This window comes from Stappia sp. ES.058, assembly GCF_900105595.1.
Classification (GTDB): Bacteria; Pseudomonadota; Alphaproteobacteria; order Rhizobiales; family Stappiaceae; genus Stappia.
On the sequence record NZ_LT629784.1, the window covers coordinates 3991008 to 4011679 of the forward strand.

General features: G+C 64.5%; 21 protein-coding genes. 11 read left to right on the plus strand and 10 right to left on the minus strand.

All coding sequences use genetic code 11. The annotated features are described in order from the left end of the window. Window positions 1-3: 3 nt before the first annotated feature. Genes BLU32_RS18625 through pcaD form a run of 5 tightly spaced genes read right to left on the minus strand, consistent with a single transcriptional unit; the run spans window position 4 to window position 3842 of the window. Entirely contained in the window at window positions 4-1338 is a 1335-nt protein-coding gene (locus BLU32_RS18625) for a lyase family protein (RefSeq protein ID WP_093809435.1), read from the minus strand. Window positions 1339-1364: 26 nt separating this feature from the next. Then, entirely contained in the window at window positions 1365-1916 is a 552-nt protein-coding gene (gene pcaG / locus BLU32_RS18630) for a protocatechuate 3,4-dioxygenase subunit alpha (RefSeq protein ID WP_093809437.1), read from the minus strand. Then, entirely contained in the window at window positions 1916-2638 is a 723-nt protein-coding gene (gene pcaH / locus BLU32_RS18635; RefSeq protein WP_093809439.1) for a protocatechuate 3,4-dioxygenase subunit beta, read from the minus strand. The genes pcaG and pcaH overlap by 1 nt, the downstream gene beginning before the upstream one ends. Beyond that, entirely contained in the window at window positions 2635-3054 is a 420-nt protein-coding gene (pcaC, locus tag BLU32_RS18640; RefSeq protein WP_093809441.1) for a 4-carboxymuconolactone decarboxylase, read from the minus strand. Before pcaC ends, pcaH begins: the two co-directional genes overlap by 4 nt. Further along, window positions 3051-3842 (minus strand): 3-oxoadipate enol-lactonase, encoded by a 792-nt coding sequence (pcaD, locus tag BLU32_RS18645; protein WP_093809443.1) that lies wholly within the window; start codon window positions 3840-3842, stop codon window positions 3051-3053. Before pcaD ends, pcaC begins: the two co-directional genes overlap by 4 nt. Before the next feature lie 102 nt (window positions 3843-3944). On the opposite strand from pcaD, the gene pcaQ reads away from it, so the two are divergent. After that, on the plus strand, window positions 3945-4880 hold the full coding sequence (pcaQ, locus tag BLU32_RS18650) for a pca operon transcription factor PcaQ (RefSeq protein WP_093809445.1): 936 nt from the start codon (window positions 3945-3947) through the stop codon (window positions 4878-4880). A gap of 31 nt (window positions 4881-4911) precedes the next feature. Here pcaQ and BLU32_RS18655 read toward each other — a convergent pair whose 3' ends face one another. After that, complete coding sequence (locus tag BLU32_RS18655) at window positions 4912-5814, minus strand: MurR/RpiR family transcriptional regulator (protein ID WP_093809447.1); 903 nt, start codon at window positions 5812-5814, stop codon at window positions 4912-4914. Window positions 5815-5985: 171 nt separating this feature from the next. On the opposite strand from BLU32_RS18655, the gene BLU32_RS18660 reads away from it, so the two are divergent. From BLU32_RS18660 to BLU32_RS18705, 10 genes are all read left to right on the plus strand, one after another. After that, window positions 5986-6780: an N-formylglutamate amidohydrolase gene (locus tag BLU32_RS18660; RefSeq protein ID WP_093809449.1), complete on the plus strand. Its 795-nt coding sequence runs from the start codon at window positions 5986-5988 to the stop codon at window positions 6778-6780. Then, on the plus strand, window positions 6773-7369 hold the full coding sequence (locus tag BLU32_RS18665) for a TRAP transporter small permease subunit (protein WP_093809451.1): 597 nt from the start codon (window positions 6773-6775) through the stop codon (window positions 7367-7369). Before BLU32_RS18660 ends, BLU32_RS18665 begins: the two co-directional genes overlap by 8 nt. Further along, complete coding sequence (locus tag BLU32_RS18670; protein WP_093809453.1) at window positions 7369-8691, plus strand: TRAP transporter large permease subunit; 1323 nt, start codon at window positions 7369-7371, stop codon at window positions 8689-8691. Before BLU32_RS18665 ends, BLU32_RS18670 begins: the two co-directional genes overlap by 1 nt. A 139-nt stretch (window positions 8692-8830) precedes the next feature. Continuing rightward, window positions 8831-9880 carry a TRAP transporter substrate-binding protein gene (locus BLU32_RS18675; RefSeq protein WP_093809455.1) on the plus strand — a complete coding sequence of 350 codons (1050 nt, stop codon included), beginning with the start codon at window positions 8831-8833 and terminating at the stop codon, window positions 9878-9880. Window positions 9881-9986: 106 nt separating this feature from the next. Then, window positions 9987-11354, plus strand: coding sequence for a glutamine synthetase family protein (locus BLU32_RS18680; protein ID WP_093809457.1), 1368 nt, complete (start codon window positions 9987-9989; stop codon window positions 11352-11354). Window positions 11355-11435: 81 nt separating this feature from the next. Then, on the plus strand, window positions 11436-12824 hold the full coding sequence (locus tag BLU32_RS18685; protein WP_093809459.1) for an aldehyde dehydrogenase family protein: 1389 nt from the start codon (window positions 11436-11438) through the stop codon (window positions 12822-12824). A 99-nt stretch (window positions 12825-12923) separates the two neighbouring features. After that, entirely contained in the window at window positions 12924-14087 is a 1164-nt protein-coding gene (locus BLU32_RS18690; protein WP_093811306.1) for an iron-containing alcohol dehydrogenase, read from the plus strand. Between the two features lie 158 nt (window positions 14088-14245). Then, window positions 14246-15079 (plus strand): tryptophan synthase subunit alpha, encoded by an 834-nt coding sequence (trpA, locus tag BLU32_RS18695; RefSeq protein ID WP_093809461.1) that lies wholly within the window; start codon window positions 14246-14248, stop codon window positions 15077-15079. A 59-nt stretch (window positions 15080-15138) separates the two neighbouring features. Beyond that, on the plus strand, window positions 15139-16110 hold the full coding sequence (accD, locus tag BLU32_RS18700) for an acetyl-CoA carboxylase, carboxyltransferase subunit beta (RefSeq protein ID WP_093809463.1): 972 nt from the start codon (window positions 15139-15141) through the stop codon (window positions 16108-16110). A gap of 131 nt (window positions 16111-16241) precedes the next feature. Further along, window positions 16242-17552, plus strand: a complete 1311-nt coding sequence (locus BLU32_RS18705; RefSeq protein ID WP_093809465.1) for a folylpolyglutamate synthase/dihydrofolate synthase family protein — start codon at window positions 16242-16244, stop codon at window positions 17550-17552. Between the two features lie 10 nt (window positions 17553-17562). Here BLU32_RS18705 and coaA read toward each other — a convergent pair whose 3' ends face one another. The 4 genes from coaA to hisA form a co-directional block, all read right to left on the minus strand. Next, a complete protein-coding gene (gene coaA, locus BLU32_RS18710; RefSeq protein WP_093809467.1) occupies window positions 17563-18528 on the minus strand; it encodes a type I pantothenate kinase in 966 nt (321 codons plus the stop codon). 142 nt (window positions 18529-18670) lie between these two features. Beyond that, on the minus strand, window positions 18671-18994 hold the full coding sequence (locus BLU32_RS18715; RefSeq protein WP_093809469.1) for a phosphoribosyl-ATP diphosphatase: 324 nt from the start codon (window positions 18992-18994) through the stop codon (window positions 18671-18673). A gap of 54 nt (window positions 18995-19048) precedes the next feature. Further along, complete coding sequence (hisF, locus tag BLU32_RS18720) at window positions 19049-19825, minus strand: imidazole glycerol phosphate synthase subunit HisF (protein ID WP_093809471.1); 777 nt, start codon at window positions 19823-19825, stop codon at window positions 19049-19051. Window positions 19826-19930: 105 nt separating this feature from the next. Continuing rightward, window positions 19931-20662, minus strand: a complete 732-nt coding sequence (gene hisA, locus BLU32_RS18725; RefSeq protein ID WP_093809473.1) for a 1-(5-phosphoribosyl)-5-[(5-phosphoribosylamino)methylideneamino]imidazole-4-carboxamide isomerase — start codon at window positions 20660-20662, stop codon at window positions 19931-19933. Window positions 20663-20672 lie beyond the last annotated feature (10 nt).

The window sequence follows — 20672 nt, forward strand, 5'->3', positions numbered from 1 at the left end:
CCGTCAGGGTGAGCGCGGGCGGCGGATCTCCGCGAGGATCGCATCTGTCATCGCCGCTGCCGGTTTGCAAACACTGTTCGGATCGGCAAGCGCTTCCCAGTCGAGCGGCGCGTCGCTGATCGCTCTCAAGGCGTCGATGAGCGGGCGCCCACTCGCGCGGGTCTCCATGGCGGCCTGTTTGACCAGGTCCTGTGCCTGCGCGCGGCCCACATGCGGGATCAGCGCGAAGGAAAACCGTTCGGCCAGCGCAAGACCGCCGTCGCCGAAGGCGATCTCCGCCATGCGCGCGCGCTGCGGTTCAAGCGCGTCCGCCAGCCACTGCGCGCGCAGCAGCGCCGCCCCGCTGGCAATGACAAGCTGCGGTAGTACCAGCCATTCGCCCATCCAGGCGGCGCCATCGCGTTCTTCCGCATGCGCGGGAGCCGTGGTGATCTGTGCCGAAAGTGCTGCCGCATGGCGGGTCAGCGCGATCAGGGTTTCCGCGGCGACCGGGTTCTGCTTCTGCGGCATGGTGGAAGAACCGCCGGATGCCGCCAGGCGCAATTCGCCGATCTCCGAGCGGGTGGAAAGCATCACGTCCGCGCCGATCTTCTCCAGCCCGCCAAGAAGGCTGGCAAGCGTGCCGGCGACACGCACCAGCGGCCAGCGGTCCGCCATCCAGGGGGACGACGAGGCAAGCCCCAGCTCTTCCGCGAGCTCCGTGGTGACCGCGCTGCCATCCGGCCCCATCGCTGACAGATCGCCCGAGGCTCCGCCAAGCTGGACAGGCAGCCCGGCGCGGCGCAGGAACCGCAGGTCGCGGTGCGCGCGCGCGACCGGCAGGGCCCAGTTCGCGACCCTGAGGCCGAAGGTGACGGGGGTCGCCACCTGTCCGCGCGTGCGCCCGGCCATCGGGGTCGCGCGGTGCTCCACCGCCAGCGCGACGAGCGTATCGACAAGCGCAGCGAGCCGGCGGTCGAACAGCTCGAGCACGCGCTGAAGCCTGAGCATCAGGCCGGTGTCGACGATGTCCTGCGACGTCGCGCCGAAATGCAGGTGATCCGCGCCTGCTTTTGAAAGCTGCTTGCGCAGATGGGCAACAAGGGCTGGAACGGGAACACCGGCCGCCGCTGTCCCCGCGCAAATGTCTTCGGGCGCAGGGGCGCTGTCGGAAAGGCCGGCTGCAATCGCCTGTGCGGCGGCGTCCGGGATGACACTGGCGCGCGCCTGGACGCGGGCAAGGGCGATTTCCACCTCGACCATCGCCGCGATCTCCGCGGACGCCTCGAAATGGCGGGCCGTGTCGGGATCGCCGAACAGGTCGACGTAGAGCGGAGAATCCAGCGGCGAGATCGCCATGTGTCGGTCTTTCGGTGAGGGCCTTGTCAGATGTCGAAGAACACCGTTTCGTTCGGCCCCTGAAGATGGATGTCGAAGCGGTAGGTCTCTCCGTCCGTCCGTTTCGCGATCAGCGTGTCCCGGGCCTCCGGCGAAAGCCGGGCGAAGTCCGGATCGTTTGCGATCAGCTCGCGGTCCTCGGGGAAATAGATCCGCGTGTGCAGGTGGATGTTGATGCCGCGCGCGAAGATCAGAAGTGCGATATGCGGGGCGTGGCCTTTGGCATGGATACCGGGCTTCACGGTCTGGAAGCGGCAGAGGCCGCTGTCGAACTCCGCGACGGCGCGGGCAAACAGGCCGTGAGGACCGACGCGCCCCTCGCCGTCCGCTTGCCAGATCTCCAGCATGGCATCGCGCACGGGCGCGCCGGCTCCGTCATGGACGATGCCCTCAAGCGTGATTGCCGGGCCCGTGTCGCTGGTGATCGCCGGGCCGGGTTGCCCGGAAAGCGCGGGACGGCCGATCGATTGCGGCGCGGTGCCGATATGCACATAGGGGCCGGCCGTCTGCGACGGGGTCTCGAACAGTTTCTCGCGCATCACGCACCCTCCGGCCGGGTTTCGAAGTGGGTCTGGCGCCGCCCGCGCAGCACGATGTCGAACCGATAGGCGAGGCAGTCGAAGGGTTCCTGGTTGCGCATGTCGAGGCGCGCGACCAGACGCTCGATCACATTTGCGTCTGGGATCGTGTTCACGATTGGGCACAGCGGGATCAGCGGATCGCCCTCGAAGTAAAGCTGCGTGACGAGGCGCTGGGTGAAGGCCTCGCCGAAGATCGACAGATGGATGTGCGCCGGGCGCCAGTCGGAGCCGTTGTTGGGCCAGGGATAGGGACCCGGCTTGATGGTGCGGAAGAGATAGCGCCCCTGCGCGTCGCTGACGCAGCGTCCGCAGCCGGAGAAATTCGGATCGAGCGGCGCCAGATAGCCGTCCTTCACATGGGCGTAGCGCCCTGCGGCGTTGGCCTGCCACACTTCGATCAGTGCATTGGGTACGGGCCGGGCGTTTTCATCGAGCACCTGGCCGAACACATAGATGCGTTCGCCGAGCGCGTCGCCGTCGACGGCGGCGTTGCGGATCAGGTCGTGGTCGAGCGGGCCGAGTGGCGCGTGTCCGAGCGCCGGCCCGCTGCGTTCCAGCGACGTCTGCTCCAGCGAATGCAGCGGGCGGAATGGCGCGCGCAGCACGCTGCTCTTGTAGCCCGGCGCATAGGCCGGCGGATGCGCGCTCCGGTCGCGCCTGTAGAAATCAGGTGCCGTCATTGTTCCCCCCGGGTCGTCTCGTCCGCCGCGCCGGCGGCGGCTTCCATTTCGGCGAAGACCGCCTTGGCGATCTTTATGGCGCGATTGGCTGCCGGAACGCCGGCATAGACCGCGACATGCAGCAGCGCCTCGCAAATGTCGTCTGCGCTCGCCCCCGTGCGCGCCGTCGCCCGGCAATGCATGGCGAGTTCCTCGTCATGACCGAGCGCCGCCAGCAGCGCGATGGTGATCATCGAGCGTTCGCGATGGCTGATCGTGTCACGCGACCAGACCCCGCCCCAGGCACCGCGGGTGATATAGTCCTGAAACGGCGCGTCGAATGCCGTCGTGGCGGCGCGCGCGCGCGCGACATGGGCTTCACCCAGAACCGCGCGCCGGGTGGCGAGGCCCGTATCGTCAAGATCCCGCTGTGTCATGTGACGGTCTCCGAAAGAAATCGTGAAATCAGATCAGCCATGGCGCCCGGAGCCTCGATGCAGGGCAGATGGCCGACGCCGGCGATCTCCTCGAAGCGCGCCTGCGGGATGGCATCGGCCATGGCACGGACGACGGCGGGCGTGGTCGCGCTGTCGTGCGTGCCGGCAAGGCACAGCGTCGGCATCGAGATCCGCGCAGCGGCATCCCGGTAGTCGGCGTCGCGAATAGCGAGGCCGAGCTCGATGTAGCCGGCCGGAGGCGTATGCGCCAGCATGGTGCGCCAGAGTTGCAACGCCTCCGGCTTTCCTTCGCGAAAGCGCGGCGAAAACCAGCGCTCCATCGTTGCATCGGCAATCGCCTCCATCCCGCCCGCGCGGATCGCGTCGGCGCGTGCGTTCCAGATATCCGCCGTGCCAATTGTCATGCCGGTGTTGGACAGGATCAGACCGGAAACTCTTTGCGGCGCGCGCTGCGCCAGGGCCTGTGCGATCAGTCCGCCGACGGACAAGCCGACGACGATGGCGCGCTCGATCTCCTTGGCATTGAGTAGCGCCGCCAGATCGTCCGCATGATCGTCGATGGACATCGCGCCACCGGACGGTGAAAGCCCGTGGCCGGCCGTATCGTAGCGCAGGATGCCGAGCTCCTTCGGCAGGCGCGCGACGACGGCATCCCAGATCCGCAGATCGGTGCCCAGGGAGTTGGAGAAGGCCAGTGTTGGCGCTTGCCCGACCGCGCGCCGGTGGTCGGCATGCAGGATCCGTTCGTTTCTCTTGACTGCGTCCACAGAAAGCCTCGTTTGACTGGCGATTGCGGTTCAGGATGACCGCGATGATTGGTAATGTAAAATGAGATTTTTGCGGATTTATATAACCGGAGAGGACTGGCCATGCGGATCGCCCCGGGCATCAAACTCCGTCATCTCGAGGCGTTTCTGGCGATCGCGCGGCTCGGCGGCCTGACCGATGCCGCGGATGAGATGGGCGTGACGCAGCCTGCCATTTCCAAGACCCTGAAGGAACTCGAGGAGTTGTTGGGGGCGGTGCTGATGGATCGCGGGCGCGGCGGTGTATCGCTGACGGCGGAGGGCGAGATCTTCCGGCACTATGCCGGTCTGTCGCTTGCCGCCCTTCGCGAGGGACTGGACGGGCTGGAGCAGGCGCGCATGGGCAGTGACCGCTTGTTGCGTGTCGGAGCGCTGCCAAGTGTGGCGGCCAGCATCATTCCACGCGCCGCCGAATTGCATCTGGAATATGGCCGCGGCGCGACGCTTGACATTGTCACGGGTCCGAACGGCCACATGCTCGACCAGCTGCGCGCCGGTGCGCTGCACGTTGTGATAGGCCGTCTCGGTCTGCCTGAAGCGATGCAGGGATTGAGCTTTCAACAACTCTATACCGAACAGGTGGCGTTGGTCGTGCGTCCCGGGCATCCGTTGCTCGGGTCGAGCGATCTCGCCCGCCTGCCGGAGTTCCCGGTACTCTTTCCAAATCGCACCGCCGCGATCCGGCCTATGGTCGAGCGGTTGATGGTCGCCAATGGCATCGGCCAGGTTCCGCGCCGGATCGAGACGGTGTCGAATGCCTTCGGTCGGGCCTTCACGCTGGGCTGCGATGCGGTCTGGATCATCTCGCAGGGGGTCGTCGCCCGCGATCTCGCCGACGAAACGCTGCATGCGTTGCCCGTCGATACGCGGATCACGCTGGGCCCGGTCGGCATTTCGACGCGTGCCGGCGAGGCGCCGGCACCGGACCTGGTGCTGTTCACCGCCGTCGTGCGCGATGTCGTGGCGCACTTGCGGCCGGCGCAGCCGGCCAGACGCTGAACCCCGCCGCCCGGTGGCGATTGCGCCGCCGCTACACCTGCGGTTCCGGGTCCGCCGCGTCCTTTTCGGGTGTTTCGCTGGTCTTGCCGCTGCGGCGTTTGGGATCGTCGTCGTCCCGATAGACCTCCAGCATGGAGATGCGGCGTGTGCTGCGCTCCGGATCGGCGGCCGTGACGCCGGCAATCAGCGTTTCGGCGATGACCATGAGCGCGGCGGAACTGTCCCAGGGCGAGGGTACGGAGACGCGCGCCGGAAGCACATGGGCGGCGACGCTGGCAATCGGCGACAGCCAGCTGTCGGTGACAAGCACGATGGTGACCCCCAGATTGGCGGCGGCGACCGCAAGGCGTGCAAGATCTGACTGGTAGCGGCGGATGTCGAAGACGATCAAAACGTCCTTGCGCCCCATGTCGACGAGATAATCCCGCCAATTGCCTTCCTGTCCCGCGACATGTACGACGCGTCCGCGCAGAATGCGCAGATGGGCTGCCATGTAACGTGCGAGCGCATCGGTGAACCGGCCGCCAAGCAGATAGAGCGTGCGCTTTTCGTCACCGAGCAGCCCGACCACGGCTTCGAGTTCTGTCTTCGGGAGCTGGCGAAACGTGTCGCTGATGTTGCTGCAGGCGATATCGGCGAAATCGAGGACGCCCGGCTCTCCCGCGCTTTCCGGTCCCTTGGCCAGCGGCGACTTGAGCTGATCCTCCAGCTCCGTGCGCAAGCGGGTTTGCAGGGCCGCATAGGTTGAAAATCCCATGCGCGCGGCAAAGCGCAGGATCGTTGGCGAACTGACGCCAGCGGCAGAGGCGAACTGGGCGACCGTGCCGAGACCGAGCACCGGATAATTCGCAAGCAATGCCAGTGCGGCCCGGCGCTCGGTCGCTGTGCAGGTTTCAAGCTTTTCGCGAATGTCCTCCGCCAGGGATTTGGTCATGCGTTTCGCGGAGCCTCCCGTTTTGATACCCGATTGACATCCGTCACGCGAGTGTATCAAATCATACAGAAGGATCTCGACTTCGCAATTCTGTAATAAATGAAACAGAGCATGAGCTTCGATCCGACGAGGGGACGACCGCGCGGGACACACGGAACACTGGGGGTGAGAATGGCGTCGCCGACGACCGGGAAAACGGACAGGGGTTCCGTCGTTCAGACGGAAAACGGCAGCGGGCGCGGCGCGTTCGTTGTTCTCTGCGATCACGCATCGCGCAGGGTTCCCGATGACCTTGGCGATCTCGGTCTCGATGATGCGGCGCTGCGTGCTCACATTGCCTGGGATCCGGGCGCCCTTGGCGTGTCGCGCGAATTAAGCCGGCGGCTCGACGCCCCGCTTGTCTTTCCTGACATGTCGCGCCTGGTGATCGACTGCAATCGCGACACGGCCGCACACGACCTGATCCCCAGCGTCAGTGAAATCACCGAAATTCCGGGCAATCGCGACATGAGCGAGGCGGAGCGGTCCGCGCGTATCGCACGGGTACATGCACCCTTCCATGCGGCAATTGCAAGGCTGCTCGACGCGCGCGCCGCCGAAGGGCTGGAAACGGCGGTGGTGTCCATCCACAGTTTCACGCCCGTTTACAAGGAGCTCGCCCGGCCCTGGCCGATCGGCATCCTGTCGAACATCGACCGCCGGCTTGCCGAGGGCATGCTCGCGGATCTTGGCGAACAGGACGTGGGGCCGCTTGGCGACAACGAACCCTATGCGCCTTCCGACGGGGTCTATTATACGCTGGCGCGGCATGGCGAAGCGCGTCGTCTGCCCTGTGCGATGGTTGAGATCCGCAATGACGAACTGACAACCGCAGCGGCCGAGGAATTGTGGGCCGCGCGGCTTGAAAGGGCGATGATCGCCGCGCGCAGCCGGGTCACGGCAAGGCAGGGGAGCGAACATGCTTAGCGCCATGCGCCTTTACATTCGCGCGGTGGACGGCTTCAACCGGGGGCTTGGCCGGGTGATCATGTTCGGCATCTTCGTAATGATCGGCATTCTGCTCTGGTCCTCGATTTCAAAAACCTTCTATCTGCCGTCGCTCTGGACCCTGGAACTCGCGCAATTCGCGATGGTCGCCTATTACATTCTCGGCGGTCCCTATTCGATCCAGCTCGGGTCGAATGTGCGCATGGACCTGTTCTATGCCTCCTGGTCGCTGAAGAAACGCGCCTGGGTCGACGCCTTCACGGTGTTCCTGCTCATCTTCTACCTCGGTGTGTTGTTTTATGGCGGTCTCGGGTCGACCGCCTATTCGCTCGGCTATTTCGGCAGTGATCCCTTCGTCTTTTTCAAGGACCTGGTCGTCGCCTTCGTCACCGGCGGACCGGACGCGGCCTCCGAGCTGATCGGCTACATCGAGCGCAGCCCGACGGCCTGGCGCCCGTATCTCTGGCCGATCAAGTTCATCATGATTTTCGGCTTTTTCCTGATGCTGCTGCAGGCCGTGTCCGAGCTCTTCAAGGATATCGTACGCATTCGCGGAGAAGAGATCTGATGTCGTATGAGATGATCGCTCTTCTCATGTTCGCCTCGATGATGCTGATGCTGATGACCGGCCAGCGGGTCTTCGGTGCCATCGGCGGCGTCGCCGCGCTCGCCGCGCTCACGCTCTATGGCACCGGGGGGTCGGACATTCCCTTTTCGGCCGCCATGAAGCTGATGAAGTGGTATCCGCTCCTCACGCTGCCGATGTTCATCTTCATGGGCTACGTGCTGTCGGAATCGAAGATCGCCGACGATCTCTACAGGATGTTCCACGTCTGGATGGGGCCGGTCTCGGGCGGTCTCGCCATCGGGACCATCGGACTGATGGTGCTCGTTTCCGCGATGAACGGCCTGTCGGTCGCCGGCATGGCGATCGGCGCGACCATCGCCCTGCCCGAACTGTTGCGCCGGGGATACGACAAACGGATGGTGACCGGCGTGATCCAGGCCGGATCCTCGCTCGGCATTCTGGTTCCGCCCTCGGTGGTCCTGGTGCTTTATGCGATGATCGCGCGCGCTCCGGTCGGCCAGCTCTGGCTCGCTGGCGTCGTGCCCGGCCTGATGATGGCAACGATGTTCATCGTCTATATCTATGTGCGCTGTCGCCTCAACCCGAAGCTTGGCCCGGCTCTTCCGCCAGAGGACCGCGACGTCTCGACCGCGGAAAAATACCGGCTGCTGGCCGCCGGCATCCTGCCGCTGGTGATCTTCGCGGCCATGATGGTACCTTTCGTCAACGGCTGGACCTCGCTTGTGGAAAGCTCGGCGATCGGCGCGATGACGGCCTTCGCTGCGGCCATTCTCAAGCGGCGGATGAACTGGACGGTGTTCGAGACCTGCGTACGCCAGACACTGGCGATCTCCTGCATGTTCATGTGGATCATTCTCGCGGCACTTGGCTTTGGCGCCGTGTTCGACGGCCTGGGCGCGGTCAAGGCGATCGAGAACCTGTTTACCGAACAACTCGGCCTCAGCCCGTGGATGATCCTCATTCTGATGCAGCTTTCCTTCCTTTTGATGGGCACGTTTCTCGACGACACGGCGATGCTGGTCATCGTCGCGCCGCTCTATGTGCCGCTCGTTCAGGCGCTGGGCTTCGATCTCGTGTGGTACGGCGTGCTTTACACGATCACCACGCAGATCGCCTATATGACGCCGCCCTTCGGCTACAATCTGTTCCTGATGCGCGCCATGGCGCCACCCGAGATCACCCTGCGCGACATCTACGGGTCGATCGCGCCCTTCGTGGCCGTGATGGTGCTGGCGCTCGCGCTGATCATGGTCTTTCCGCAGATTGCGCTCTGGCTTCCGGAGTATATCTATGGACGCTGACGTCACTTTATGCGCCGCGTCGTGGCGCAAGGGCGCGGATCGCCGCGCCCGGACCTTCACCCCGCAAAAGCGGGCGTGACAACAAGAAGAAGCGCTTGCAAGCGCACGAATGCAAACAACCAAAAGGGGACTTGATGCCATGACAAACAGACGCGATTTCCTCAAGAAGGCCGGTCTTGGAACCGTTGCCGCCGCCGGTGCATCGACGCTGGCCGCTCCCGCCGTTCTCGGTCAGGCGCCGATCAAGTGGCGCCTGCAGACCTATGCCGGTCCGGCGCTCGCCGAACACGTCATCAAGCCGCATATCGACGCCTTCAACAAGGCGGCGAACGGCGACATGGAGATCGAGCTCTTCTTCGCCGATCAGCTCGTTCCCACCGGCGAACTGTTCCGCGCCATGCAGCGCGGCACCATCGACGCCGTGCAGTCGGACGATGATTCCATGGCCTCGCCGACGGAAGTCACCGTCTTCGGCGGTTACTTCCCCTTCGCCAGTCGCTATTCGCTGGATGTGCCGGTGCTGTTCAACCAGTACGGCCTGAAGGAGATCTGGGAAGAGGAATACGCCAAGGTCGGCGTCAAGCACATCTCCGCCGGTGCGTGGGATCCCTGCCACTTCGCCACCAAGAACCCGATCCGCTCGCTGGAAGATCTGAAGGGCAAGCGCGTCTTCACCTTCCCGACAGCGGGGCGTTTTCTGGCGCAGTTCGGTGTCGTGCCGGTCACGCTGCCTTGGGAAGACATCGAGGTTGCCGTCCAGACCGGCGAGCTCGACGGCGTTGCCTGGTCGGGCATCACCGAGGACTACACCGTTGGCTGGGCCGACGTGACCGACTACTTCTTGACCAACAACATCTCCGGCGCGTGGGCCGGCTCCTTCTTCGCCAACATGGAGAAGTGGAACGAGCTGCCCGATCACCTGAGGACCATGCTTCAGCTCGCAATGGATGCGTCGCACTACTATCGCCAGTGGTGGTACTGGGGCGGCGAGGCGTCGTTGCGCGTCAACGGCACCAAGATGCAGCTGACCTCCATTCCCGATGACGAATGGCAGCAGGTCGAGGATGCAGCCATGGTGTTCTGGGACGAGATCGCGGCCGAGTCCGAGACCAAGGCGAAGGTCGTGGAGATCTTCAAGAAGTACAACAAGGACATGCAGAAGGCCGGTCGGCCTTACCGCTACACCTGATCGTGCGTTCCGGGGCCGCCGATTGCGGCTCCGCTTGTGAAGCTTGCGGTCCGGACGGTGACGTTCGGGCCGCGTCATTCCCGCTCAAACGAGACCGATAGATCCCATGGCTGGCAATCTCACCTTTGACGCCCTCAAGCGGGCGGTCGCCGACGGCGAAATCGACACCGTCCTGACCTGTATCGTCGACATGCAGGGCCGGCTGATGGGAAAACGCTATCATGCCCAGATGTTCGTCGATCACGCCCATGCCGAGACGCATTGCTGCAACTATCTGCTGGCGACCGATCTAGAGATGTACACCGTCGAGGGATACCGCGCGACGAGCTGGGCCGGCGGCTACGGCGACTATGTGATGCGCCCCGATCTGACGACGCTGCGCCTCGTGCCCTGGCTCGAGGGCACCGCGATGGTGCTGTGCGACGTGCTCGACCACCACACCCACGAAGAGGTGCCGCATTCTCCGCGCACCATGCTGAAGCGTCAGATCGCACGGCTTGAGGAGATGGGTCTCGTTGCCAAGACGGCGACGGAACTGGAGTTCTTTCTTTTCGAGAAGAGTTTCGACGAGATCCGCCGTTCCGGCTTTCGCGATCTGGAGCCGATCTCCGCCTACAATGAGGATTATCATATCCTCCAGACGACCAAGGAGGAGGAGGTGCTGCGCCCGCTGCGCAACCACCTCTATGCCGCCGGCATCCCGGTCGAGAATTCCAAGGGCGAGGCAGAAACCGGTCAGGAAGAGCTGAACATCCGCTATGCGGAGGCGCTCGATTGCGCCGATCATCACACCATCGCGAAGCATGCGACCAAGGAAATCGCGTGGCAGCACGGTCGCGCTGTCACCTTCCTGCCGAAGTGGCACCGCGACAAGGTCGGCTCCTCGTCGCATGTGCATCAGTCGCTGTGGACCAAGGCCGGTGAAAGCGTGTTCCACGATCCCGACGGCACGCACGGCATGTCGGACAAGATGCGCCACTACATGGCCGGACTGATCAAATACGCGCCCGATTACACTTATTTCCTGGCGCCCTATGTTAACAGCTACAAGCGCTTCCAGAAAGGCACCTTCGCGCCGACGAAGACCGCCTGGTCGGTCGACAACCGCACGGCCGGCTTCCGGCTTTGCGGAGAGGGCACCAAGGGTGTACGGGTCGAATGCCGCATCGGCGGATCCGACCTCAACCCCTATCTGGCGCTTGCTGTTCAGCTTGCCGCCGGGATACGCGGCCTTGAGGAAAAGCTGGAGCTCGAGGCGCCGATCACCGGCGATATCTATCAAGCCAAGCGGCTGAAGGAGATCCCGGGAACGCTGCGCGACGCGACCAAGACCCTGAAGACGTCGAAGCTGCTTCGCGACGCCTTCGGCGACCAGGTGGTCGACCACTACGTTCGCGCAGCCGAATGGGAACAGGAAGAGTTCGACCAGGTGGTCACGGACTACGAGATCGCCCGCGGATTCGAGCGCTGCTGAGCGGCGGCGCCCGGACATATACAACATCCAACTGACGGATCGCGTCCCGTACCCCGACGGGACGTCTTCAAAAGGTGCAAAATGTCGGAAACGATCAAGCTGATTTCTCCGGTTGACGGGTCGGTCTATGCCGAACGCCCGGTGACCGCGAATGCCGAACTCAACCGGGCCGTGACACGCGCGCGCACTGCTCAGAGCGACTGGGCGGCGCGGCCCATTTCCGAGCGATGCGCGGCGGTTGCCGCTGCCATCGATGCGCTCGAGGCGATGAACGACGAGATCGTTCCCGAGCTTGCCTGGCAGATGGGGCGACCGGTGCGCTATGGCGGCGAGATGGGCGGCACGCGCGAACGTGCCGACTACATGATCAAGATCGCCGAAGAGGCTCTTGCCCCGCGTCGGCACACGGATCGTCCGGGCTTCACCCGGTATGTAAAGCCCGAGCCGCTCGGTATCGTCATGGTCATTGCGCCGTGGAATTATCCGTTCATGACCGCGATCAACACCGTGGTACCGGCGCTTGTCGCCGGCAATGCGGTGATCCTCAAGCATGCCGCGCAGACGCTGCTCGTCGGCGAGCGCCTCGCTGCGGCGTTCAGGGCGGCGGGCCTGCCGGACGGCGTGTTCCAGAACGTGGTGCTCACCCACGGCCAGACCGAGACGCTGCTGGGGTCGGGCGCGATCGACCACATCAATTTTACCGGCTCCGTCGGCGGCGGTCGCGCGATCGAAAAGGCGGCGGCCGGCACCTTTGCTTCGCTGGCGCTGGAACTCGGCGGCAAGGACCCCGCCTATGTCCGTGCCGATGCCGATGTCGACGCCGCCGTTGCAGGTCTCGCCGATGGCGCCTTCTTCAATTCCGGACAATGCTGCTGCGGCATCGAGCGCGTCTATGTCCATGAAAAGCACTTCGACGCGGTGGCCGAAGGGCTTGCCGAGGTCGCGCGTGGCTTCGTGCTGGGCAATCCGCTCGAGGAGGCGACGACGCTTGGTCCCATGGCCCAGGCGCGTTTCGCGGCTCACGTGCGCGAGCAGAGCGACGAGGCGGTTCGCAAGGGCGCGAAGGCGCTGGTCGATACCTCTGCCTTTGCCGCCGATGTTCCGGGCACGGCCTATCTCGCGCCGCAGGTGCTTGTCGATGTCGATCACCAGATGTCGGTGATGCGAGAGGAAAGCTTCGGCCCGGTCGTCGGTGTGATGAAGGTCCGCAACGACGAGGAAGCGCTGGCGCTGATGAACGACAGTCCCTACGGCCTCACCGCCTCGATCTGGACGGCGGACGAACAGGCGGCGATCGCGCTTGGCGACAGGCTGGAGACGGGCACCGTCTTCATGAACCGCTGCGACTATCTCGATCCGGCGCTGGTCTGGACGGGGGTCAAGGAAACCGGTAAGGGGGCCGCCCTTTCGGAGCTTGGTTATCTGTCTCTGACGCGTCCGAAGTCCTATCACCTGCGCCTCAAGACCTGAGGTTCGGGACCGGCGGCGCTCCAGGGCTCCGCCGGCACCAACGCATCCCGTCTTCTCGTTCTTCCGCCGCGCATGCGGCGCTTTCAGGGTTCCTCTGTCATGACGTCCACTCCTTCCGCGAACTGGTCCTATCCAACCTCCGTGCGTTTCGGCGCCGGCCGCATCAGGGAGCTTGGCTCCTGCGCGACCATCGTCGGCATGAAGCGCCCGCTGCTTGTCACCGATCCCGGCCTTGCAAAACTTCCCATGACCGAGGCAGCCCTTGAAGTGCTTCGCGATGCGGGCCTCGAGCCGGCCGTCTTCAGCGAGATCAAGCCCAATCCGACCGGTGCCAATGTCGAGGCCGGCGTTGCCGTCTATCGCGCCGGCAACCACGATGGCGTGATCGCCTTTGGCGGCGGATCGGGTCTGGACGCCGGCAAGGCGATTGCCTTCATGTCCGGCCAGACGCGCCCGATGTGGGATTTTGAGGATGTCGGCGACTGGTGGAAGCGTGCCGATCCGGACGGCATCGCGCCGATCATCGCGGTTCCCACCACCGCCGGCACTGGCTCCGAAGTGGGGCGCGCAAGTGTCATCACCAACGAGGAATCCCACACCAAGAAGGTGATCTTCCATCCAAAGATGCTGCCCGAGATCGTCATTTGCGATCCCGAATTGACTGTCGGCATGCCGCGCTACTTCACGGTCGGTACCGGCATGGACGCGCTGGCGCATTGCCTTGAGGCCTATTCCTCGACCTTCTACCACCCCATGGGCGACGGGATCGCGTTGGAAGGCATTCGGCTGGTGTTTGAAAACCTCAAGCGGGCGGCAGACGTGCCGGATGATCTCGTTGCGCGGGGCAATCTGATGTCTGCGGCCGCCATGGGCGCGGTCGCTTTCCAGAAGGGGCTCGGCGCGATCCACGCATTGTCGCATCCCGTCGGCGCGCTTTATGACACGCATCACGGCATGACCAATGCGGTCTTCATGCCCTATGTGCTGGCGTTCAACCGTCCGGTGATCGAGGACAAATTCGTGCGTCTCGCCGGATTCCTCGGCCTTGAAGGCGGCTACGACGGCGTGATGAAGGCGGTTCTGAAACTGCGCGAGGACCTGAATGTGCCGAACACGCTGGCCGGGCTCAATGTCGATGGCGCAAAGCGCGACCAGATCGCCGAGATGGCCGTGGTCGACCCGACCGCCGGCGGCAATCCGCTTGAACTGACAGTCGACGGCGCCCGTGCCATCTTCGATGCGGCGCTTGAAGGTCACCTTTAGGGGCAAGACTGGGAAAAAGCGCGGAATCTCCGCGTGGGAAAGGCGGTGGCGGACCCGCTCCGCCGCCGTCGTCGATTGACACGGCGTTGCTTCCGCCCCTACATCCTTGGCGCGCCCGCACCCGGCGGGCGCCATAACCTCAATCGGGACGAGGCACTATGACGACAACGCGGATCGACCGTCGCTTTGCGGCGTGCAAGGCGGCGAACAGACCGGCGCTGGTGACCTTCGTAACTGCCGGCGACCCGGATCTCGCGACCTCGCAGGCGATCCTCGATGCCCTCCCTGCCGCCGGAGCCGATGTCATCGAACTCGGCATGCCGTTCTCGGATCCCATGGCCGAGGGCATTCCGATCCAGCGCGCGACGCAGCGTGCGCTTGCCGCCGGCCAGACCATGGACAAGACGCTGGAGATGGTGCGGGCCTTCCGTCGCCGCGATGACGACACCCCCATCGTGCTGATGGGCTACTATAATCCGATTTATGTGCGTAATCCCGCCGTTTTTGTGAAGACGGCGGTCGAAGCCGGTGTGGACGGGTTGATTATCGTCGACATTCCGCCCGAGGCCGACGACGAGTTGTGCCTGCCCGCGCTGGACGCCGGTCTCAATTTTATTCGCCTGACAACACCGACGACCGACGACAAGCGCCTGCCGGCCGTACTCGCCAATACCTCCGGTTTCGTCTACTACGTCTCTGTGACCGGGATCACCGGCGCGACGATCGCCAATCGCACCCGGGTCGGCGAGGCCGTGCAGCGCATCAAGCGCCACACCGAACTGCCTGTCGCGGTCGGTTTTGGCGTGAAGTCGGCGGAAGATGCGCAGATCATCGGACGCGATGCCGACGGCGTCGTGGTTGGCTCCGTTCTCGTCGAGGCGGTACGCACCAGCCTTGATGATGCCGGAAAGGCAACCGATAAGACAGTGAGCGCGGTCGCCGATGTTGTGAAGAACCTCGCCGAGGGCGCGACCCGCGCCCGGCAGAGCTGAACGGCTGGCGCAATGCATTTCGCACGCTGCCTGGACACGAGACACGGACGGTAGTCACCTTGAACTGGATCAACAACCTCGTTCGCCCGAAGATCCGCGGTCTGCTGCAGAAGCGGGACGTGCCGGAGAACCTCTGGATCAAGTGCCCCGAAACCGGGGAAATGGTGTTTCACCGCGATCTCGAGGCCAACCAGTGGGTGGTGCCGACGTCCGGGCATCACATGCGCGTCGCCGGCAAGAAGCGGCTCGAGCTGTTTTTCGACGGGGGAGCCTACGAGACGGTCAAGACGCCCGGCGTCGCTGCGGACCCGCTGAAGTTCCGGGACGAAAAGCGCTACACCGACCGTCTGCGCGATGCGCGGGCCAAAACCGGCCTGGACGATGCCGTGACGGTTGCGACCGGTCTGCTCAAGGGCATGCCGATGACGGCCGCCGTCCAGGACTTTGCCTTCATGGGCGGATCGCTCGGCATGGCGGCGGGCGAGGCCATCATCGCCGGCATGGAAACAGCGGTCGAGCGCGGAACGCCCTTTGTCATGTTCGCGGCCTCCGGTGGCGCGCGCATGCAGGAAGGTATTCTCTCGCTGATGCAGATGCCGCGCACCACCGTCGGCGTACAGATGCTGCGCGAGGCAGGGTTGCCCTTCATCGTTGTGTTCACCAATCCGACGACCGGCGGCGTCACCGCGTCCTATGCCATGCTTGGCGATGTGCATCTGGCGGAGCCCGGCGCACTGATCGGCTTCGCCGGTCCGCGCGTCATCGAGCAGACCATCCGCGAGAAATTGCCCGAGGGCTTCCAGCGGTCCGAGTACCTTTTCGATCACGGGATGATCGATGCGGTGGTCCATCGCCACGATCTGCCCGAGACCATTGCTCGTATTTGCGGCATCCTGACCAAGACGCCGGTTGGCGTTCCGGATCCGGAAGAGCTTGCAGCCGATATCGCTGCAGCCGACGGCGCGGATGAGGACATGCCGTCAGAGACCGAGACGGCGAAAGACGAGGCGACGGTCGGCAATGCAACCTGAGGCGCGGTAAACCGGCGTGCTCGTGTCGTCAGGGCGACACGGCGGCAGTATCGCTCTTGCGCGCCGGGGCCATGGCTCCTAACAGATCCGCAAACGGGGTGCGTGTTGCGCTGGGCCGTACGGGCAGACAGATGGATCAGGTAACGGCGATACTGGACCGGTTGCTCGCGCTTCACCCGCGCGAGATCGACTTGTCGCTCGGGCGCATGGAACGCCTTCTGGAGGCGCTTGGCCGTCCGCAGGGCCGTCTCCCGCCGACGATTCACATCGCCGGGACCAACGGCAAGGGATCGACCACCGCCTTCATGCGCGCGATCCTGGAGGCGGCCGGCCTCAAGGTTCATGTCTATACCTCTCCGCATCTCGTTTCCTTCAACGAACGCATCCGCATTGCCGGGCGGCTTGTCGACGACGCACGGCTAATCGGCGCGCTCGATGCCTGCGAACAGGCGAATGCGGGCGAGGAGATCACCTTCTTCGAGGTGACGACGGCGGCGGCCTTCTGGCTGTTTGCGGAAGAGCCGGCCGATATCCTGTTGCTTGAGGTCGGGCTTGGCGGGCGGCTGGATGCCACCAATGTCATCGATGCGCCGCTTGCAAGCGTCATTACACCCGTCTCGATGGATCACGAACGCTATCTCGGCGAGACCCTGGCCGATATCGCAGCGGAGAAGGCGGGCATCCTGAAAGCGGGCGCGCCGGCGATCGTCGCGCCCCAGCCGGAAGCGGCCCGGGATGTTGTCGCGCGCCTGGCCGGCGCGCTCGGCGCGCCGCTGACATCGTTCGGCGAAGGGTTTCATGCTTTCGAGGAAAACGGCCGGCTGGTCTATCAGGATGACGAAGGCCTGATGGACCTGCCCCGTCCCCGGTTGATCGGGCGTCATCAAGCGGTGAATGCCGGCATGGCCATCGCCGCGCTGCGCCAGGCAGGACGCTTGCCCGATGCAGAAACGATCGGTCGCGGTCTGCTGTCCGTGGACTGGCCGGGCCGCATGCAGCCGCTGATGCACGGCCCGTTGCTGGATCTCTGTCCGCCTGAGACCGAACTCTGGCTCGACGGCGGACACAATCCGGGCGCCGGCGCCGCGATCGCGGCGGAGATGGGCTTGCAGCAAGAGCGCTCGGATCGCCCGCTGTATCTTGTGTCCGGAATGTTGAAGACCAAGGATCCGGTTGGCTTCTTTCAACCCTTTGCAGGCCTTGCTCGCCATGTCGCGACGATCCCGATTGCCTCGACCGATGCCTATCGCAGGCCGGAGGACCTTGCTGGAGCGGCCGCGGATGCCGGCCTGCAGGCGACCGCCTTCGCTTCGCTCGAAGCTGCGCTGAAGGATACCGGCGAGCGGGCCGAACTCGATGGCGTGGCGCCCCGCGTCCTGATCTGCGGGTCGCTCTATCTAGCCGGAGAGATCCTGTCGAAGAACGGCATGCGCCCGGTCTGATCACCGCCGATCACAGTTTCCGCAGCCGCACCTCGTTGATCGCGTGATCCGAGCCCTTACTCAGGATCAGGTCGGCGCGCGGGCGGGTCGGCAGGATGTTTTCCTGAAGATTGACCAGATTGATCTCGCTCCACAGCCCTTCCGCGATGGCAAGGGCGTCCTCGTCGCTCGCCAGCGCGTATTTGTTGAAATAGGAACCGGGATCGCGGAAGGCGGTTTCGCGCAGGCGCATGAAGCGCGAGACGTACCAGTTGTGCAGTACGTCCTCATCCGCATCGATATAGATCGAGAAGTCGAAAAAATCGGAGACGAAGGGCACTTCCTTGCCGTCGCGCGGCAGGTTGCTCGTCTGGAGCACGTTCAGCCCCTCGAGGATCAGGATGTCCGGACGGTCGACGGTGACCGACTGGCCGGGCATGACGTCGTAGTAGAAATGCGAGTAGACCGGTGCGGCGACATGCCGGCGGCCGGCTTTCAGGTCTGACAGGAACTTCAGCAGCGTCGGGCGGTCGTAGCTTTCCGGAAAGCCCTTGCGTCGCATCAGTCCTTCCGCTTCCAGCACGGCGTTTGGATAGAGAAATCCGTCGGTTGTCACCAGGTCGACCTTGGGGCTGGCTGGCCAGCGCGCGAGCAGCGCCTGCAGCAGACGCGCCGTTGTGGACTTCCCAACCGCGACGGACCCGGCGAGGCCGATGATGAAGGGGTTCTTGACCTCGTTGCTGCCCAGAAAGCGGTTGGTTGCCCGGTGCAGTTGCTGGGTCGCCTCAACGTAATAGGCGAGAAGCCGCGATAGCGGCAGAAGGATCGATTCCACCTGCCCGATAGACACGGGATCGTTCAGGCTCTGCAGCCGCCGCACCTCTTCCACCCGAAGCGTCATCGGCGTGTCGGCCCGCAGCCGCGCCCATTCGGCTTCGGTGAAGACCCTGTAGGGCGATAGCTCGTCTTCGGTGATTTTGCCGAAACCGTGTTCCATGACCAAGTGAAGTCCCGATCCCCCTGACCGGACGTCCTGCCGTCCGGATCAACCTGCGTGTGACCGTCCGCCGGCCGCCGCGTGGTCGTTTCAGTGCCGGCGCCGCATCGACGCCAATTGCGGTTGCGACAGTTGCGGTCCGTCAGTCGCGCGGACGCGATGCCTTTTCTTCAAGCCCGGTCTGGCCGGTTCGCCTGGCCAGTTCCTCCATCACCGTCGCCAGCGGCACGTCGCGGGCCTGCAGCAGCACGAGCAGATGATACAGGAGGTCTGCGGCTTCCCCGGTCAGCCCTGCCTTGTCGTCCTCGACAGCGGCAATCGCGGCCTCCACCGCTTCCTCGCCGACTTTCTGGGCGATTTTGGAGACGCCCTTGTCCATCAGCTTGCGGGTGTAGGACGATGCGTCGTCGCTGGCGGCCCGCGTGCCGATAATGCGGTCGAGATCATCGAGTGTGAAGGCGGTCATTGGTCGAAACGAGGTCCCTGGCCCGGATCAGGTGGTGCGTGGTGTCGGTGCGTCTCACGCATCGAGGCGCATTGGTATGCCATGTGCCGCCATATGCGATTTGGTCTCGCGGATCGTGTGAGTGCCGAAGTGGAAGATCGAGGCGGCGAGCACCGCCGTTGCGTGGCCGTCGCGCACCCCTTCGAGCATGTGATCGAGCGTGCCGACGCCGCCCGATGCGATCACCGGAACGGGGACGGCATCGGCGATGGCGCGCGTCAGTGCTATGTTGAAGCCGAGCCGCGTGCCGTCGCGGTCCATCGAGGTGACGAGAAGTTCGCCCGCTCCAAGCTCCACGGCCCTGCGGGCGAAGTCGACGGCATCGATCCCGGTTTCCGTGCGCCCGCCATGGGTGAAGATCTCGAAGCGCTCGGGCTCGCCGGGCCGGTTGACCTGCTTCGCGTCGATGGAGACGACAATGCATTGTGCGCCGAACTTTTCCGCTGCCTCGCGGATGAAGTCGGGGTTTTTCACGGCAGCGGTGTTGATCGAGACCTTGTCGGCGCCCGCGATCAAGAGCTTGCGGATGTCCTCCACCGTGCGCACCCCGCCGCCGACCGTCAGCGGCATGAAACAGGCCTCGGCCGTGCGGCGCACGACGTCATAGATCGTGTCGCGGCCCTCGTGGCTGGCGGTGATGTCGAGGAAGCACAATTCGTCCGCGCCCGCCGCATCATAGGCCTTTGCGGCCTCAACGGGGTCGCCTGCATCGACCAGATTGACGAAATTGATGCCCTTGACGACACGGCCGTCCTTGACGTCCAGACAGGGAATGACACGGGCTTTCAACATCTTGGCAACGCCTCGGGCGATTTTCGCGGGTGCAGCATAGCGATACGGTCGCGAAACTGCAAAGCCGGGCAAAAAAGACAACCCGGCCGCGTGAAAGACTGGCCGTCAGGCCGGCTTGAGAAGGGCGATCGCCTCGGCCGGATCGAGCCGACCGTCATAAAGCGCACGGCCGGAAATCGCTCCGGCAAGGATCGCGCAGTCGGGTGCGGCAAGACGACGGACATCCTCGATGGAGGCCAGCCCGCCGGAGGCGATCACCGGGATCGAGGTGGCCTTCGCCAGATCGAGGGTCGCGTCCCAGTTGATTCCGGCGAGCACACCGTCGCGGTCGATGTCTGTGTAGATGATCGCGGAAACGCCGGCATCCTCGAAGCGGGACGCCAGTTCGCTTGCGGCAAGCTCGGAGGTTTCCGCCCAGCCTTCAACGGCGACCTTGCCGCCGCGCGCGTCGATGCCGACCGCAACGCGTCCGGGAAAGGCGGTGCAAGCGGCTTTGACCAGCTGCGGATCGCGCACGGCGACGGTGCCGAGAATGACGCGGGCAATGCCCTTCGTCAGCCAGGCCTCGATATGGTCAAGGCTGCGGATGCCGCCGCCAAGCTGAACCGGGTTGGTGGTCGCCGACAGGATTGCGTCGACCGCATCGCCATTGCGGCTTTCCCCGGCGAAGGCGCCGTCGAGATCGACGACATGCAGCCAGTCGAAGCCCTGGTCCTGAAAGGCCTTGGCCTGGGCGCCGGGATCGTCGTTGAAGACGGTGGCCTGGTCCATGTCGCCCAGCTTCAGGCGGACGCATTGGCCGCCCTTGAGGTCGATGGCGGGAAAGAGTGTGGGCATGGGAAAGGGT

Coding starts and splice junctions, on each gene's coding strand:
- BLU32_RS18625 (WP_093809435.1), bottom strand. CDS start 1,338: ATGGCGATCTCGCCGCTGGATTCTCCGCTCTACGTCGACCTGTTCGGC.
- pcaG (WP_093809437.1), bottom strand. CDS start 1,916: ATGCGCGAGAAACTGTTCGAGACCCCGTCGCAGACGGCCGGCCCCTAT.
- pcaH (WP_093809439.1), bottom strand. CDS start 2,638: ATGACGGCACCTGATTTCTACAGGCGCGACCGGAGCGCGCATCCGCCG.
- pcaC (WP_093809441.1), bottom strand. CDS start 3,054: ATGACACAGCGGGATCTTGACGATACGGGCCTCGCCACCCGGCGCGCG.
- pcaQ (WP_093809445.1), top strand. CDS start 3,945: ATGCGGATCGCCCCGGGCATCAAACTCCGTCATCTCGAGGCGTTTCTG.
- BLU32_RS18655 (WP_093809447.1), bottom strand. CDS start 5,814: ATGACCAAATCCCTGGCGGAGGACATTCGCGAAAAGCTTGAAACCTGC.
- BLU32_RS18660 (WP_093809449.1), top strand. CDS start 5,986: ATGGCGTCGCCGACGACCGGGAAAACGGACAGGGGTTCCGTCGTTCAG.
- BLU32_RS18665 (WP_093809451.1), top strand. CDS start 6,773: ATGCTTAGCGCCATGCGCCTTTACATTCGCGCGGTGGACGGCTTCAAC.
- BLU32_RS18670 (WP_093809453.1), top strand. CDS start 7,369: ATGTCGTATGAGATGATCGCTCTTCTCATGTTCGCCTCGATGATGCTG.
- BLU32_RS18675 (WP_093809455.1), top strand. CDS start 8,831: ATGACAAACAGACGCGATTTCCTCAAGAAGGCCGGTCTTGGAACCGTT.
- BLU32_RS18680 (WP_093809457.1), top strand. CDS start 9,987: ATGGCTGGCAATCTCACCTTTGACGCCCTCAAGCGGGCGGTCGCCGAC.
- BLU32_RS18685 (WP_093809459.1), top strand. CDS start 11,436: ATGTCGGAAACGATCAAGCTGATTTCTCCGGTTGACGGGTCGGTCTAT.
- BLU32_RS18690 (WP_093811306.1), top strand. CDS start 12,924: ATGACGTCCACTCCTTCCGCGAACTGGTCCTATCCAACCTCCGTGCGT.
- trpA (WP_093809461.1), top strand. CDS start 14,246: ATGACGACAACGCGGATCGACCGTCGCTTTGCGGCGTGCAAGGCGGCG.
- BLU32_RS18705 (WP_093809465.1), top strand. CDS start 16,242: ATGGATCAGGTAACGGCGATACTGGACCGGTTGCTCGCGCTTCACCCG.
- coaA (WP_093809467.1), bottom strand. CDS start 18,528: ATGGAACACGGTTTCGGCAAAATCACCGAAGACGAGCTATCGCCCTAC.
- BLU32_RS18715 (WP_093809469.1), bottom strand. CDS start 18,994: ATGACCGCCTTCACACTCGATGATCTCGACCGCATTATCGGCACGCGG.
- hisF (WP_093809471.1), bottom strand. CDS start 19,825: ATGTTGAAAGCCCGTGTCATTCCCTGTCTGGACGTCAAGGACGGCCGT.
- hisA (WP_093809473.1), bottom strand. CDS start 20,662: ATGCCCACACTCTTTCCCGCCATCGACCTCAAGGGCGGCCAATGCGTC.